Origin of the sequence: Rhizobium sp. WSM1274 (genome assembly GCF_025200775.1) — a bacterium.
Taxonomy (GTDB): Bacteria; Pseudomonadota; Alphaproteobacteria; order Rhizobiales; family Rhizobiaceae; genus Rhizobium; species Rhizobium leguminosarum_I.
In genome coordinates, this window is the sequence record NZ_CP104138.1 from 1,904,392 (window position 1) to 1,918,652 (window position 14,261).

The window sequence follows — 14,261 nt, forward strand, 5'->3', positions numbered from 1 at the left end:
GGAACCCATGCCTATCGATATCCTCATGCCCGCCCTCTCTCCGACCATGGAAGAAGGCACACTGTCCAAATGGCTGAAGCAGGAAGGTGACAAGGTCACCTCAGGCGACGTGATCGCCGAAATCGAAACCGACAAGGCGACGATGGAAGTCGAAGCCGTCGACGAAGGCGTCATCGGCAAGCTTCTGGTTCCTGCCGGAACCGAAGGCGTCAAGGTGAACGCCAAGATCGCCGTTCTCCTGCAGGACGGTGAATCCGCATCCGACATGTCTGCGTCCGCTCCGGCAGCAGCGCCGGCTCCTGCTGCTGCACCGCAGGCCGCGCAAGAGGAAAAGCCGGCTGCCGCAACTCCGGCATCCGCACCCGTTCCGGCCGAGCCGAAAGCCCAGGTGCAGAACGATCCGGAAATCCCGGCCGGCACCGAAATGGTGTCGACGACCGTGCGCGAAGCGCTACGCGACGCCATGGCCGAGGAAATGCGCGCCGACGAAAACGTCTTCGTCATGGGCGAGGAAGTCGCCGAATACCAGGGCGCTTACAAGGTCACGCAGGGGCTGCTGCAGGAATTTGGACCCCGCCGCGTCGTCGATACGCCGATCACCGAGCATGGCTTTGCCGGCGTCGGCGTCGGTGCAGCCATGGCCGGCCTTCGGCCGATCGTCGAGTTCATGACCTTCAACTTCGCCATGCAGGCGATCGACCAGATCATCAACTCCGCCGCCAAGACGCTTTATATGTCCGGCGGCCAGATGGGCGCTCCGATCGTCTTCCGCGGTCCGAATGGTGCAGCCGCTCGCGTCGGCGCCCAGCACAGCCAGGATTATGCTGCCTGGTATAGCGCCATCCCCGGCCTGAAGGTCGTCATGCCCTATACGGCATCCGACGCCAAGGGCCTGCTGAAGGCTGCGATCCGCGATCCGAACCCGGTCATCTTCCTCGAAAACGAAATTCTCTACGGTCAGCACTTCGACGTGCCGAAGCTCGACAATTTCGTGCTGCCGATCGGCAAGGCCCGCGTCCATCGTCCGGGCAAGGACGTCACGGTCGTCTCCTTCGGCATCGGCATGAGCTATGCCACCAAGGCTGTCGCCGAACTCGAGAAGATCGGCATCGACGTCGAGCTGATCGACCTTCGCACCATCCGCCCGATGGACCTGCCGACTGTCATCGAATCGGTGAAGAAGACCGGCCGTCTGGTCACCGTCGAGGAGGGTTATCCCCAGTCCTCCGTCGGCACCGAAATCGCCACCCGCGTCATGCAGCAGGCCTTCGACTATCTCGATGCGCCGATCCTGACGATCGCAGGCAAGGACGTTCCGATGCCTTACGCCGCCAATCTCGAAAAACTCGCCCTTCCGAACGTCGGCGAAGTGGTCGATGCGGTGAAGGCTGTTTGCTACAAATAAGGGGAGGGTGTTTCGATGCCGATCAATATCACGATGCCCGCCCTCTCTCCGACCATGGAGGAAGGCAATCTTTCCAAATGGCTGGTCAAGGAAGGCGACAAGGTCAAGTCTGGCGATGTGATCGCCGAGATCGAGACCGACAAGGCGACGATGGAAGTCGAAGCCGTCGATGAAGGCACGGTCGCCAAGCTCGTCGTTGCCGCCGGCACCGAAGGCGTCAAGGTCAATGCGCTGATCGCGGTTCTCGCCGCCGATGGCGAGGATGTCTCCGCTGCCGCAAGCAGTGCGGGTTCCGCCGCTCCGGCACCGAAAACTGACGGTGCAGCCGCACCGAAAGCCGAGGCTGCACCGGCTCCGGCCCAGTCTGCTCCGGCTGCGGCACCTGTAGCCACCGCCGCACCCGCCTCGGTTTCGTCCGATGGCAACCGCACCTTCTCTTCGCCGCTCGCTCGCAGGCTGGCCAAGGAAGCCGGTATCGACCTTTCGGCAGTCGCGGGCTCCGGCCCGCATGGCCGCGTCGTCAAGAGCGACATCGAAGCCGCCGTCGCCGGCGGTGGCGCCAAGGCTGCTGCGCCCGTATCCGCGCCCGCCGCGCCGGCTCCGGCCGCCGCTGCACCGAAAGGCGCGTCCGAAGAAGCCGTGCTCAAGCTCTTCGAACCAGGCTCCTACGAGCTCGTGCCGCATGACGGCATGCGCAAGACGATCGCCAGGCGCCTGGTCGAGTCCAAGCAGACGATCCCGCATTTCTACGTCAGCCTCGATTGCGAGCTCGATGCGTTGCTGGCGCTACGCGCCCAGCTGAACGATGCGGCTCCGCGCAAGGACAACGCTCCGGCCTACAAGCTCTCGGTCAACGACATGGTCATCAAGGCCATGGCGCTGGCGCTGCGCGACGTTCCGGATGCCAACGTCTCCTGGACCGACAGCAACATGGTCAAGCACAAGCACGCCGATGTCGGCGTTGCTGTCTCGATCCCCGGCGGCCTGATCACGCCGATCATCCGCAAGGCCGAGGAAAAGACCCTGTCGACGATCTCCAACGAGATGCGCGATCTCGGCAAGCGGGCCAAGGACCGCAAGCTGAAGCCTGAGGAATATCAGGGCGGCACCAGCTCCGTCTCCAACATGGGCATGATGGGCGTGAAGAACTTCGCAGCCGTCGTCAACCCGCCGCATGCGACGATCCTCGCGGTCGGTGCCGGCGAACAGCGGGTTGTCGTCAAGAAGAGCGAAATGGCGATCGCCACCGTGATGTCAGTCACGCTCTCGACCGACCATCGCTGTGTCGACGGCGCGCTCGGCGCCGAGCTACTCCAAGCCTTCAAGGGCTACATCGAGAACCCGATGGGCATGCTTGTCTGATAGCGACGCGGAGACGGAAATGACCAAGACCGTTCTTTGCTATGGTGACTCGCTGACCTGGGGTTATGACGCCGAGACGATCGGCCGTCATGACTACAAGAATCGCTGGCCGAGCGTGCTTCAGGCAGCGCTCGGCGGTGAGGCCCGCGTCATCGCCGAAGGCCTGAACGGTCGCACCACCGCTTTCGACGACCATCTCGCCGATTGCGACCGCAACGGGGCGCGCATCCTGCCGACGATCCTGCAGTCGCATGCGCCGCTCGACCTCGTTGTCCTTCTGCTCGGCACCAACGACATGAAGCCGGTTGTGGCGGGTTCGGCCTTTGCCGCATGCCAGGGCATCAGCCGGCTCGTGCGGCTGATCCGCAATCACGCCTGGCCCTTCGAATTCGATGGGCCGGAGATTCTGATCGTGGCGCCGCCGGCGATCCGCGCGACGGGCAATGTGCCTTTCGCCGCGTCGTTCCCCGGCGGCATCGAGGAATCGGCAAAACTTGCAACGCTTTATCGTGATCTTGCCGACGAACTCGGTTGTGGTTTCTTCGACGGCAATTCCGTCGCCAAGACCACACCGATCGATGGCATCCATCTCGATGCGGAGAATACGCGTGCGCTCGGCCGTGGGCTGGAATCGATCGTGCGGATGATGCTGGGGATCTGAGCATGACCTCCTTCATCGCCCTCCGGCAGGCCTCACGGCGGGATGCCTCGGAGCTGGCGATTCTGGCGGATATCGCGTCGCGCGGTTTTGCATCCTGGCTTTGGTTTGCCGGTGTGGAAAACGGCGTGAGCGACACGCCGCTGGAGCGGGGCCGGCTGAAGATGGGCGAGGAGGAAGCTGTCGGCGGCTGGCGGGATGCCGTCATTGCCGAGGCCTATGGCGAGGTCGCTGGTGTGGCGATCGGCCATGCGCTGAGTGAGGGGATAGGTGATATCGAGGCGACGATTCCGGCGACCGCACCGATGCTCGCCTTGCAGAAAACGGTTGTGGGAAGCTGGTTCATCGGCAGTCTCGGCGTCTATCGCCATCTGCGTGGCATCGGCATCGGACGCAGGCTGCTGGACGACCAGATCGAAAGGGCCGATCGGCGGCCCGTCAGCCTGATCACCGCCAGCGACAACGAAGCGGCTTTGTCGCTTTATGAAAGAAACGGATTCCTGGAGGCTGCGCGCGCCGATGCCGTGCCGCTCTTCGAAAACAGCAAGAGACACGCGTGGGTGCTCATGACCCGCAGCGCAGCGTAACAAAGGCAGGAAATACATGGCTGAATCCTACGACGTCATCATCATCGGCTCGGGTCCCGGCGGCTATGTCGCCGCCATCCGTTCCAGCCAGCTCGGCCTCAAGACCGCGATCGTCGAGCGCGAGCATATGGGCGGCATCTGCCTGAACTGGGGCTGCATACCCACAAAGGCGCTGCTGCGCTCGGCCGAGGTGCTCGACCATGCCAATCATTTCAAGGATTACGGCCTCGTTCTCGAAGGCACGGTCAAGCCGGATGCCAAGGCCGTCGTCGGCCGCTCGCGCGCAGTCTCCGCCCGTCTGAATGCCGGCGTCGGCTTCCTGATGAAGAAGAACAAGATCGACATCATCTGGGGCGAGGCGAAAATCACCAAGGCTTCGACCGGGACCCAGGCGGGCGAGGTGGTCGTCGGCAAGTCGTCGAAGCCGGTTGTCGAGCCGCAGCATCCGTTGCCGAAGAACGTCAAGGGCGGCGAGGGAACCTATAGCGCAAAGCACATCATCATCGCCACCGGCGCCCGTCCCCGCGCGTTGCCCGGCATCGAGCCGGATGGCGAGTTGATCTGGACCTATTTCGAGGCTCTGAAGCCGGATGTTCTGCCGAAGTCGCTGATCGTCATGGGCTCTGGCGCGATCGGCATCGAATTCGCCAGCTTCTATCGCTCGATGGGCGTCGACGTCACGGTCGTCGAAGTCATGCCGACCATCATGCCGGTCGAGGATGCCGAGATCACCGCGATCGCCCGCAAGCAGCTTGAAAAGCGCGGGCTCAAGATCTTCACCAGCGCCAAGGTCACCAAGGTCGAGAAGGCCGCCGACAGCGTCACCGCTCACGTCGAGACGGCTGATGGCAAGGTGCAGCAGATCACCGCGGACCGGTTGATTTCGGCCGTCGGCGTTCAGGGCAATATCGAAAACCTCGGTCTCGAGGCGCTCGGCGTCAAGACCGACCGCGGCTGCGTCGTCATCGATGGCTATGGCAAGACCAATGTCGCCGGCATCTATGCGATCGGCGATGTCGCCGGCCCACCGATGCTGGCCCACAAGGCAGAGCATGAGGGCGTCGTCTGCGTCGAAAAGATCGCCGGCCTCCCGAACGTTCATCCCACAGACAAGGGCAAGGTGCCGGGCTGCACCTATTGCCAGCCGCAGGTCGCCTCCGTCGGTGTCACCGAAGCAAAAGCCAAGGAACTGGGCCGCGACATCCGCGTCGGCCGCTTCCCCTTCTCTGCAAACGGCAAGGCGATCGCGCTCGGCGAGGATCAGGGCCTCTGCAAGGTGATCTTCGACAAGAAGACCGGCGAGCTGCTCGGCGCCCACATGGTCGGCGCCGAAGTCACCGAGCTCATCCAAGGCTTCGTCGTCGCGATGAATCTCGAGACGACCGAGGAAGAACTGATGCACACGATCTTCCCTCATCCGACCGTGTCGGAATCGATGAAGGAAGCGGTGCTCGATGCTTACGGTCGCGTCCTGAACGCTTGATAATTTCCCATCCCGCCCTCTATGTCCGGAGTGGAAAGCCACGCTGAGGATGGAAAAAACGAAAGGAAATCATCATGTCTATGGAGACGCAGGCGTTGCTGGTGTTTTTGCTGATCGGCCTGGTTGCAGGCTTCCTCGCAAGCCTGGTCGTCGGTGGCGGCGGGCTGATAAGATGCCTGCTGAGCGGCATCATTGGCGCCTTCGTCGGCGGCTATCTGTTCAGCGCGCTCGGCATTTCGCTGGGCATTGAAAACGCGCTGGTGGTGCAGATCATCCACGCCACGGTCGGCGCCATCATCGTGGTTCTGATCGCGAGGGCGGTCGCTTGAAGCGCAACTGAGGGGCAGAGTAAGAATGGAAAGCGTCGGCTGGATTTCGGCAATCATCATCGGCGGACTTGCGGGCTGGCTCGCCGGCAAGCTGATGGAAGCGCGATACGGGATTTTCCTGAATATCGTGCTCGGCATTCTCGGCTCGGTCGTCGCAAGCGCCGTCCTTGCACAGTTCCACGTTGAGGTGGTCGGCGGACGGCTCGGCTATTTCGTGACGGGTTTCCTCGGCGCCTGCTTGTTGATATTCCTTGCGCGGCTGGTGCGGCGCTAGATCTGGATTTGCCGCATAGGGCGGTAGAAAGCTGAAACTGCAATGGTGACCATCCTCGATACGATCAATCCCGACGCCAAGCGCGTCCGGCATCCGGAGAAGGCGCATCGGCCGGACACGGAAGTCATGCGCAAGCCGGACTGGATTCGCGTCAAGGCGCCGACCTCCAAGGGTTATGCCGAGACGCGCGCGATCGTGAAGGAGCATAAGGTTGTCACCGTCTGCGAGGAGGCCGGCTGCCCGAATATCGGCGAGTGCTGGGACAAGAAGCACGCGACGTTCATGATCATGGGCGAGATCTGTACCCGCGCCTGTGCCTTCTGCAACGTCGCCACCGGCAAGCCGAATGCGCTCGATATGGCCGAGCCCGAGAATGTCGCCAAGGCGGTCAAGCAGATGGGCCTCAGCCACGTCGTCATCACCTCGGTCGACCGTGACGACCTGGAGGACGGCGGCGCCGAACACTTCGAAAAGGTGATCTGGGCAATCCGTGCCGCCTCGCCGATGACGACGATCGAGATCCTGACGCCCGATTTCCTGAAAAAGCCGGGTGCGCTGGAACGCGTCGTCGCTGCCAAACCCGACGTCTTCAACCACAATATGGAAACGGTGCCCGGCAACTATCTGACGGTTCGTCCTGGCGCCCGCTACTTCCATTCCGTCCGCCTGCTGCAGCGGGTGAAGGAACTCGATCCCACCATGTTCACCAAATCGGGCATCATGGTTGGTCTCGGCGAAGAGCGAAACGAAGTCCTGCAGCTGATGGACGATCTACGCACCGCCGATGTCGACTTTCTGACGATCGGCCAGTACCTGCAGCCGACCCGCAAGCACCACAAAGTCGAAAGCTTCGTCACTCCCGACGAGTTCAAGTCGTACGAGACGGTCGCCTACAGCAAGGGCTTCCTGATGGTCGCCTCCAGCCCGCTGACCCGCTCTTCCCACCATGCCGGCGACGACTTCGCCCGGCTGCGGGCGGCGCGCGAAAAGAAGCTGCTGATCGCCGCTGAGTGAGATTTGGCGCTTGCTTTATCAGACTGCTGATAAAGTCGACCAACCATGCTTCGGCTGCTCGAGCTGGTGCCGCGGTTGCCCTGTTCGCGCCAATGGCTGCCCCTCACCCTAACCCTCTCCCCGTAAACGGGGCGAGGGGACGTGCCCTGCGAGAAGTGGGCGAGGGACGGAGAGGTCGCGGCATAATCCCTTCGCCCCGCAAGCGGGGAGAAGGTGCCGGCAGGCGGATGAGGGGCCGGCCTCGCCGTTCTCCTCGGCCGAGGTGTCGTATCTTGAGGGCGATGATGAAGGTCAAATTCGGTTTGAAGTCGACGCTGATCGAAGCCGACCGCATCCTGGTGATTGGCTGCCCCGGTAGCGGCAAGAGCACGCTCGCAAAGCGGCTTTCGCGAGCGCTCGGCCTTGGCTATATCTCCATGGACCGCGACTTTTACTGGCTGCCGGGCTGGAGAAAGAGGCCGCGCGACGAGATCGACCGCCTGATCGCCAAGGCCGTGGCGGAAGAGCGCTGGATCATGGATGGAACCGGGCTGAACTCCTTCGATCTTCGCCTGCCACGCGCCGACGCCGTCATTTGGCTTCGGCTACCGAGATATGCATGCCTTTACGGCGCCATATCGAGAGCGTTCCGTTATTTCGGGCGCAACCGCCCCGAACTGCCTGTCGGGTGTCCCGAACGCCTCTCGCTGGAGGCGCTCGCCTATATCTGGAATTTCGAGCGGGATGCCGCCCCCTTGATCGAAGCAGCGCTTCTGGATCATGTCGCCGGCATCGCCGAGCACGGCCCCGACGTGCCGGTTCTTCAGCTAAAATCCCGCCGCCAGATGCGCGAGCTTCTTGATCTTCTCGGCCGGCCCGCTTAATTGCCGACTATGCCGCAATTCGAAACACACCGTCCCGTCCCGCATTCGCCCGAGCAGATGTTCGACCTCGTCGCCGACGTCGAGCGCTATCCGGAATTCCTGCCGCTTTGCGAAGCGCTCGCCATCAGGAGCCGCAAGGAGCGCGACGGCAAGATCCTGCTCGTCGCCGACATGACGGTCGGCTATAAGGCGATCCGCGAGACCTTCACGACCCAGGTGCTGCTGAACCGGGCCGAGCACGTCATTGAGGTCAAATATATCGATGGCCCGTTCAAATATCTCGACAATCGCTGGCATTTCGCCGAGACGCCGTCCGGCGGCTGCACCGTCGATTTCTTCATCGATTACGAGTTCAAGAGCCGTATTCTCGGCGCGTTGATGGGCTCGATGTTCGACCGCGCCTTCCGCATGTTCACCGAAGCCTTCGAGACCAGGGCAAACAGGATCTACACACCGGCTTGATGAGCGAACCGGCCTCAGGCAGCAAGAAGCGAGCGCACCATCTCCAGCGCCGTCCTGATCGTCGCTAGCCGAACCTCGCTGCGGCCGATATCGCCATAGTGCATTTTCCGATGGATGAGCGCGCCGGCGCGCGATTTGGCGGCGAGGTGCACGAGGCCGACCGGCTTTTCGGCGGATCCGCCGCCGGGGCCGGCAATGCCTGTGACGGCGACGGCGATCTCGGCGCGTGAGCGGAAGAGGGCGCCATGCACCATCTGCCGCGCCGTTTCCTCCGAGACCGCGCCGAAGCGCGAGAGCGTTTCCGCCTGCACGCCGAGCATCTCGATCTTTGCGCTATTCGTATAGGTGACGAAGCCGCGGTCGACGACGGCGGACGAACCCGAAATCTCCGTCAGCGCCCCGGCGATCAGGCCGCCGGTGCAGGATTCGGCGGTCGAGACCATCAGCCCTGCAGCCGTGAAGTCACGGATGATCGCCTCCGCCGTGGAAATTATATCTTGAGGAAAAAGGCTCATCCTTTCCTCCCGCGATAGACGACGGTGGCAGTCGCGATCGCCGCGATGCCTTCGCGTCGGCCGACGAAGCCGATCGTCTCGTTGGTCGTCGCCTTGACCGAGCAGCGCTCGATATCGATTCCGAGATAGTCCGACAGTTTCGCCCGCATGGCGTCTCGATGCGGGCCGACTTTCGGCGCCTCGGCGATCAGCGAGACGTCGGCATTCATGATCGTGCCGCCGCGCTCGCGCACGATCCGGGCGGCATATTCGATGAATATCCGCGAGGCTGCCCCCTTCCATTGCGGGTCGGACGGCGGAAAATGATCGCCGATATCGCCGGCGCCGCAGGTGGCGAGCAGCGCGTCCGTCAGCGCATGCAGCGCAACGTCGGCATCGGAGTGTCCTTTCAGCTTCTGGTCATGCGGAATGAACACGCCGCAGAGCGTCACGCCATCGCCGGCGACGAGCTGGTGCACGTCGTAGCCGTTGCCGGTGCGCACGTCCGGAAGCAGCGACGTCGACAGCTTGTCGTCGGCCATGGCAATATCGTTCTTGACCGTCAGCTTGACGTTGTCGGCCGTGCCCTCGACGATTGTCACCGGAATGCCCAGCCATTCGGCGATCGAGGCGTCGTCGGTGAAATCGCCTCGACCGCTCGCGGCTGCCTTCTCATGCGCCTCGAGGATCGTTTCGAAGGCGAAGGATTGCGGCGTCTGCGCCGCGTAGAGATGCTCGCGGAACACCGTGGTCAGCACGGTGCCGGCATTATCGGCGCGTTTCAGCGTGTCGGTGACCGGGATCGCCGGCAGGACCGCCTGGGCTCCGGCGCGAAGGCTCGCGGCAATGCGATCGAGCAGCACATGGTCGAAGAAAGGTCGCACGGCATCATGGATCAGCACGTGACTGATGTGCTTGTCCTTGAGGTATCTGAGGCCTGCCAGGACGGATTGTTGCCTCGTTGCACCCCCATGCACCGTTTCGATGGGCGTTGCCGAGATGATGTGGCGGAAGGCTCTCGCAAACAGCGCCTCGTCATCGGGATGAATGACCACGACGATCTCAGTTGCCGCTTCCCATGTCATGAAGTTTTCAAGCGTATGCACGATAACCGGTTTGCCGCCGATCATGCGATACTGCTTGGGGCCTTCCTTGGAGGATCCTGCGCGCTCGCCGCGGCCGGCGGCAACGATGACAATTCCAGCCGATATCGGTTGCTTAGAAGGCATTTGCAGCATAAATCCCCTAAATTATGCGGAATTGACCGGAGTGCTCTAACGTCTTGCTTGGGCCTTTTCCAGCATCTGCCCGAAAAATATCAATTCCGGTGCCAGCCCCCTTGGCAAGCCAGGGAATAGTGGCTAAAAATAATGCAGTTCTATTGTATGCCCGAAAGATAATCATTTGATTTCCCAGGACCTCGCAGCGCCTTTCCGAATCGGACCCGTGTCTGTGCGGAACCGCGTTGTGCTGGCGCCGATGTCCGGCGTCACCGACATGCCCTATCGAGAGCTTGCCTGGCGCTTCGGCGCCGGCCTCGTCGTCACAGAAATGGTGGCGAGCCGTGAACTGGTCAACGACACCGCCGAATCCTGGTCGCGGCTCAGCGCTGCCGGCTTCCGGCCGCATATGGTGCAGCTTGCCGGCCGCGAGGCGCACTGGATGGCGGAGGCGGCCAAGATCGCCGCCGATCACGGCGCCGATATCATCGACATCAACATGGGTTGCCCGGCAAAGAAGGTGATCGGCGGTTATTCCGGCTCGGCGCTGATGCGCGCGCCCGATCAGGCGCTCGGCCTCATCGAGGCGACGGTCAAGGCTGTCGACATTCCGGTAACGCTGAAGATGCGCCTCGGCTGGGATGAGAATTCCATCAACGCGCCTGATATCGCCCGTCGCGCCGAAGCCGCCGGCATCCAGCTTGTGACCATTCATGGGCGCACCCGCATGCAATTCTATGAAGGCCGCGCCGATTGGGATGCTATCCGCGCCGTACGCGAGGTGATCTCCATTCCGCTGATCGCCAATGGCGATGTCGAAACCGCTGGCGACGCGCAGGAAATATTGCGTCGCTCCGGCGCCGATGCCGTGATGATTGGCAGGGGCTGTCAGGGCAGACCGTGGCATGCCGGCGTCCTTGCCGGTGCGCCCGAGCCGCGACGCCAGGAGATCGCCGATATCGCCGTCGAACATTACCGGATGATGCTGGATTTCTACGGCGAAGCGGTGGCGATCCGCCACGCCCGCAAGCACCTTGGCTGGTATCTCCAGCGTTTCGCCCCGGCTCTGTCAGGCGCTGAAAAGGCGGAGATCATGACCTCGCGCGATCCGCGCGAGGTCACCGCGCGCCTTTATGATGCGCTGGCTGTGAATATTGTCGACAGCCGGGAGGCGGCATGACGAAGGATATGATATCTCCGTCCGATCACGCCGGCGGGACCGTCGCGATGGCCGTACTGAACGCCATCCAGAACCCGGTCATCATGGTCGACGAATCCGGTTTCGTCGTTTTCGCCAATTGGGAGGCGGAGGCCTTCTTCGGTGCCAGCGCCTCGCATCTGGCGCGTTACCGCATCTCGACCTTCATCCCTTTCGGCAGCCCGCTGCTTGCCCTCATCGACCAGGTGCGCGAGCGCAAGGCGCCGGTCAACGAATATCGCGTCGACCTGAGTTCGCCCCGCCTCGGACAGGACAAGCTCGTCGATCTCTACGTCGCCCCGGTGCTCAGCGAGCCCGGCGCCGTCGTCATCGTCTTTCAGGAACGCTCGATGGCCGACAAGATCGACCGGCAGCTGACGCATCGCGCCGCCGCCCGCTCGGTGACCGGCCTTGCCTCGATGCTGGCGCATGAGATCAAGAACCCGCTCTCTGGTATACGCGGCGCTGCCCAGCTGCTCGAACAGTCTGCGGTCGACGAGGATCGGGCGCTGACCCGGCTGATCTGCGACGAGACCGATCGCATTGTCTCGCTGGTCGACCGTATGGAAGTCTTTTCCGACGAACGTCCTGTCGACCGCATGCCGGTCAATATCCATTCCGTGCTCGATCATGTGAAGGCGGTCGCCAAGGCAGGTTTTGCCCGCAACATCCGCGTCACCGAGAGTTACGACCCGTCGCTGCCGGCCGTCTATGCCAATCGCGACCAGCTCGTCCAGGTCTTCCTCAATCTGGTGAAGAACGCCGCCGAAGCGGTCGGCGATCGGCCGGACGGCGAGATCATGCTGACGACCGCCTATCGCCCGGGCATCCGTCTTTCGGTCGCCGGCACGCGCGAGAAGATCTCGCTGCCGCTGGAATTCTGCGTCCACGACAACGGCCCCGGCGTCCCCCTCGATCTGTTGCCGCATCTCTTCGATCCCTTCATCACCACCAAGCCGAACGGCAGCGGCCTCGGCCTGGCGCTGGTCGCCAAGATCATCGGCGATCACGGCGGCATCATCGAATGCGACAGCCAGAACAGCCGCACGACATTCCGCGTTCTCATGCCGGCGTCGAAGGACGCCTCGCTTGAAGACGCTTCTATAGCAAGCTCGACAGGACCTTCTCGATGACAGCCACGATCCTCGTTGCAGATGATGATGCGGCCATCCGGACCGTGCTCAACCAGGCTTTGAGCCGCGCCGGCTATGACGTTCGCATCACCTCCAACGCCGCTACCCTCTGGCGCTGGATTTCCGCGGGCGAGGGCGATCTGGTCGTCACCGATGTGGTGATGCCCGACGAAAACGCCTTCGATCTGCTGCCGCGCATCAAGAAGGCGCGGCCCGACCTGCCCGTCCTGGTCATGAGCGCCCAGAACACCTTCATGACCGCCATCAAGGCATCGGAAAAAGGCGCCTACGACTATCTGCCGAAGCCCTTCGACCTCACCGAGCTGATCGGCATCATCGGCCGGGCGCTGGCGGAACCGAAGCGCAAGCCCGCCAAGCTCGAAGACGACATGCAGGACGGCATGCCGCTCGTCGGCCGGTCGGCGGCAATGCAGGAAATCTACCGCGTGCTCGCCCGGCTGATGCAGACGGACCTGACGCTGATGATCACCGGCGAATCCGGCACCGGCAAGGAACTCGTCGCCCGCGCGCTGCACGACTACGGCAAGCGCCGCAACGGCCCGTTTGTTGCAATCAACATGGCGGCGATCCCGCGCGACCTGATCGAATCCGAACTTTTCGGCCATGAGAAGGGCGCCTTTACCGGCGCGCAGACCCGCTCGACCGGCCGTTTCGAACAGGCCGAAGGCGGCACGCTCTTCCTCGACGAGATCGGCGACATGCCGATGGACGCCCAGACACGGCTCTTACGCGTCCTGCAGCAGGGCGAATACACCACCGTCGGCGGCCGCACGCCGATCCGCACCGACGTGCGCATCGTTGCCGCCACCAACAAGGACCTGAAGCAGGCGATCAACCAGGGTCTCTTCCGCGAGGACCTCTATTACCGCCTCAATGTCGTGCCGCTGCGCCTGCCGCCGCTGCGCGATCGCGCCGAGGACATTCCCGATCTGGTGCGCCATTTCATCCAGCAGGCCGAAAAGGAAGGCCTCGGCTCCAAGCGCTTCGATCAGGAAGCGCTCGAACTGATGAAGGCCTATGCCTGGCCGGGCAACGTCCGCGAACTGGAAAACCTCATCCGCCGTCTGATGGCGCTCTATCCGCAGGATGTCATCACCCGCGAGATCATCGACGCCGAACTTCGTTCCGACGTGCCTGACAGCCCGATCGACAAGGGGCCGATCCGCAGCGGCTCGATGACGATCGCACAGGCGGTCGAGGAGAACATGCGCAGCTACTTCGCAGGCTTCGGGGACAATCTGCCGCCGCCCGGCCTCTATGACCGCGTGCTGACGGAAATGGAGTATCCGCTGATCCTCGCAGCCCTGACGGCGACACGCGGCAACCAGATCAAGGCCGCCGATCTTCTCGGTCTCAACCGCAACACCTTGCGCAAGAAGATCAGGGAACTTGGCGTCTCCGTCTACAGGAGTTCCCGCACCGCCTGAGTGTGTTCGCGCTCGCATCGGGCCGGCATGCGGCCTGATGCCAGAATTGGCGCCGCGACGGGCTGGCGAGAAATCGTGGGCTTCATGGACGACTTCATCGTTCAAACCCAGTCTGCTGCTCCAGACGTCGTACTCAGAAGTGGATAACGACGCCGAGGATCGGACCCCTGCTGGACGACGTCGAAGACAAAGCCGTCATTGTCGTAGTCGACGCCGAGTGCGCGGTATCCCGCAACGGCCGAGATCGTATCGGTGAACTTGTAGCCGACCGCGACCACATCCCAGTCGAGATCCGCGCCGCCGGCACCGACGCTTGTCGAATGCATTCGCC

At 62.8% G+C, this 14,261-nt stretch carries 16 protein-coding genes; 13 read left to right on the forward strand and 3 right to left on the reverse strand.

Annotated elements, in window-relative coordinates:
* Positions 1–7 precede the first annotated feature (7 nt).
* The 10 genes from N2600_RS09685 (at position 8) to N2600_RS09730 (ending at position 8,437) form a co-directional block, all read left to right on the forward strand.
* Entirely contained in the window at positions 8–1,405 is a 1,398-nt protein-coding gene (locus tag N2600_RS09685; protein ID WP_017964160.1) for a pyruvate dehydrogenase complex E1 component subunit beta, read from the forward strand.
* A 15-nt stretch (positions 1,406–1,420) separates the two neighbouring features.
* Entirely contained in the window at positions 1,421–2,767 is a 1,347-nt protein-coding gene (locus N2600_RS09690; protein ID WP_017964161.1) for a pyruvate dehydrogenase complex dihydrolipoamide acetyltransferase, read from the forward strand.
* A gap of 19 nt (positions 2,768–2,786) precedes the next feature.
* Positions 2,787–3,428, forward strand: coding sequence for an SGNH/GDSL hydrolase family protein (locus tag N2600_RS09695; RefSeq protein ID WP_017964162.1), 642 nt, complete (start codon positions 2,787–2,789; stop codon positions 3,426–3,428).
* 2 nt (positions 3,429–3,430) lie between these two features.
* Positions 3,431–4,012, forward strand: coding sequence for a GNAT family N-acetyltransferase (locus tag N2600_RS09700; RefSeq protein ID WP_017964163.1), 582 nt, complete (start codon positions 3,431–3,433; stop codon positions 4,010–4,012).
* Between the two features lie 16 nt (positions 4,013–4,028).
* Entirely contained in the window at positions 4,029–5,495 is a 1,467-nt protein-coding gene (lpdA, locus tag N2600_RS09705; RefSeq protein ID WP_222383891.1) for a dihydrolipoyl dehydrogenase, read from the forward strand.
* Between the two features lie 74 nt (positions 5,496–5,569).
* The gene (locus N2600_RS09710; protein WP_003539329.1) at positions 5,570–5,824 is read left to right on the forward strand and encodes a GlsB/YeaQ/YmgE family stress response membrane protein; all 255 of its coding nucleotides are present in this window, start codon (positions 5,570–5,572) and stop codon (positions 5,822–5,824) included.
* A 25-nt stretch (positions 5,825–5,849) separates the two neighbouring features.
* Positions 5,850–6,098, forward strand: a complete 249-nt coding sequence (locus tag N2600_RS09715; protein WP_260110776.1) for a GlsB/YeaQ/YmgE family stress response membrane protein — start codon at positions 5,850–5,852, stop codon at positions 6,096–6,098.
* 42 nt (positions 6,099–6,140) lie between these two features.
* Entirely contained in the window at positions 6,141–7,112 is a 972-nt protein-coding gene (gene lipA / locus N2600_RS09720) for a lipoyl synthase (RefSeq protein WP_260298661.1), read from the forward strand.
* 284 nt (positions 7,113–7,396) lie between these two features.
* Positions 7,397–7,975, forward strand: coding sequence for an AAA family ATPase (locus N2600_RS09725; RefSeq protein ID WP_260111119.1), 579 nt, complete (start codon positions 7,397–7,399; stop codon positions 7,973–7,975).
* Positions 7,976–7,984: 9 nt separating this feature from the next.
* Positions 7,985–8,437, forward strand: coding sequence for a type II toxin-antitoxin system RatA family toxin (locus tag N2600_RS09730; RefSeq protein ID WP_017964167.1), 453 nt, complete (start codon positions 7,985–7,987; stop codon positions 8,435–8,437).
* Positions 8,438–8,451: 14 nt separating this feature from the next.
* Here N2600_RS09730 and N2600_RS09735 read toward each other — a convergent pair whose 3' ends face one another.
* Positions 8,452–8,952 carry a CinA family protein gene (locus N2600_RS09735; RefSeq protein ID WP_170280614.1) on the reverse strand — a complete coding sequence of 167 codons (501 nt, stop codon included), beginning with the start codon at positions 8,950–8,952 and terminating at the stop codon, positions 8,452–8,454.
* On the reverse strand, positions 8,949–10,169 hold the full coding sequence (locus N2600_RS09740; protein ID WP_260110777.1) for a bifunctional 2-C-methyl-D-erythritol 4-phosphate cytidylyltransferase/2-C-methyl-D-erythritol 2,4-cyclodiphosphate synthase: 1,221 nt from the start codon (positions 10,167–10,169) through the stop codon (positions 8,949–8,951). The genes N2600_RS09735 and N2600_RS09740 overlap by 4 nt, the downstream gene beginning before the upstream one ends.
* A 142-nt stretch (positions 10,170–10,311) precedes the next feature.
* On the opposite strand from N2600_RS09740, the gene dusB reads away from it, so the two are divergent.
* The 3 genes from dusB to ntrC are packed head-to-tail and all read left to right on the forward strand — an operon-like array spanning position 10,312 to position 13,930.
* Positions 10,312–11,331 carry a tRNA dihydrouridine synthase DusB gene (gene dusB, locus N2600_RS09745; RefSeq protein WP_260111120.1) on the forward strand — a complete coding sequence of 340 codons (1,020 nt, stop codon included), beginning with the start codon at positions 10,312–10,314 and terminating at the stop codon, positions 11,329–11,331.
* On the forward strand, positions 11,328–12,482 hold the full coding sequence (locus N2600_RS09750; protein WP_017964171.1) for a two-component system sensor histidine kinase NtrB: 1,155 nt from the start codon (positions 11,328–11,330) through the stop codon (positions 12,480–12,482). Before dusB ends, N2600_RS09750 begins: the two co-directional genes overlap by 4 nt.
* A complete protein-coding gene (gene ntrC, locus N2600_RS09755; RefSeq protein WP_017964172.1) occupies positions 12,479–13,930 on the forward strand; it encodes a nitrogen regulation protein NR(I) in 1,452 nt (483 codons plus the stop codon). Before N2600_RS09750 ends, ntrC begins: the two co-directional genes overlap by 4 nt.
* A gap of 101 nt (positions 13,931–14,031) precedes the next feature.
* Here the strand turns inward: ntrC and N2600_RS09760 are convergent, their stop codons facing one another.
* Positions 14,032–14,256, reverse strand: a complete 225-nt coding sequence (locus tag N2600_RS09760; RefSeq protein WP_260111138.1) for a hypothetical protein — start codon at positions 14,254–14,256, stop codon at positions 14,032–14,034.
* Positions 14,257–14,261 lie beyond the last annotated feature (5 nt).

Coding starts and splice junctions, on each gene's coding strand:
- N2600_RS09715 (WP_260110776.1), top strand. CDS start 5,850: ATGGAAAGCGTCGGCTGGATTTCGGCAATCATCATCGGCGGACTTGCG.
- N2600_RS09695 (WP_017964162.1), top strand. CDS start 2,787: ATGACCAAGACCGTTCTTTGCTATGGTGACTCGCTGACCTGGGGTTAT.
- N2600_RS09725 (WP_260111119.1), top strand. CDS start 7,397: ATGAAGGTCAAATTCGGTTTGAAGTCGACGCTGATCGAAGCCGACCGC.
- N2600_RS09750 (WP_017964171.1), top strand. CDS start 11,328: ATGACGAAGGATATGATATCTCCGTCCGATCACGCCGGCGGGACCGTC.
- lipA (WP_260298661.1), top strand. CDS start 6,141: ATGGTGACCATCCTCGATACGATCAATCCCGACGCCAAGCGCGTCCGG.
- N2600_RS09730 (WP_017964167.1), top strand. CDS start 7,985: ATGCCGCAATTCGAAACACACCGTCCCGTCCCGCATTCGCCCGAGCAG.
- N2600_RS09700 (WP_017964163.1), top strand. CDS start 3,431: ATGACCTCCTTCATCGCCCTCCGGCAGGCCTCACGGCGGGATGCCTCG.
- N2600_RS09760 (WP_260111138.1), bottom strand. CDS start 14,256: ATGCATTCGACAAGCGTCGGTGCCGGCGGCGCGGATCTCGACTGGGAT.
- N2600_RS09710 (WP_003539329.1), top strand. CDS start 5,570: ATGTCTATGGAGACGCAGGCGTTGCTGGTGTTTTTGCTGATCGGCCTG.
- ntrC (WP_017964172.1), top strand. CDS start 12,479: ATGACAGCCACGATCCTCGTTGCAGATGATGATGCGGCCATCCGGACC.
- N2600_RS09690 (WP_017964161.1), top strand. CDS start 1,421: ATGCCGATCAATATCACGATGCCCGCCCTCTCTCCGACCATGGAGGAA.
- N2600_RS09735 (WP_170280614.1), bottom strand. CDS start 8,952: ATGAGCCTTTTTCCTCAAGATATAATTTCCACGGCGGAGGCGATCATC.
- lpdA (WP_222383891.1), top strand. CDS start 4,029: ATGGCTGAATCCTACGACGTCATCATCATCGGCTCGGGTCCCGGCGGC.
- N2600_RS09740 (WP_260110777.1), bottom strand. CDS start 10,169: ATGCTGCAAATGCCTTCTAAGCAACCGATATCGGCTGGAATTGTCATC.
- N2600_RS09685 (WP_017964160.1), top strand. CDS start 8: ATGCCTATCGATATCCTCATGCCCGCCCTCTCTCCGACCATGGAAGAA.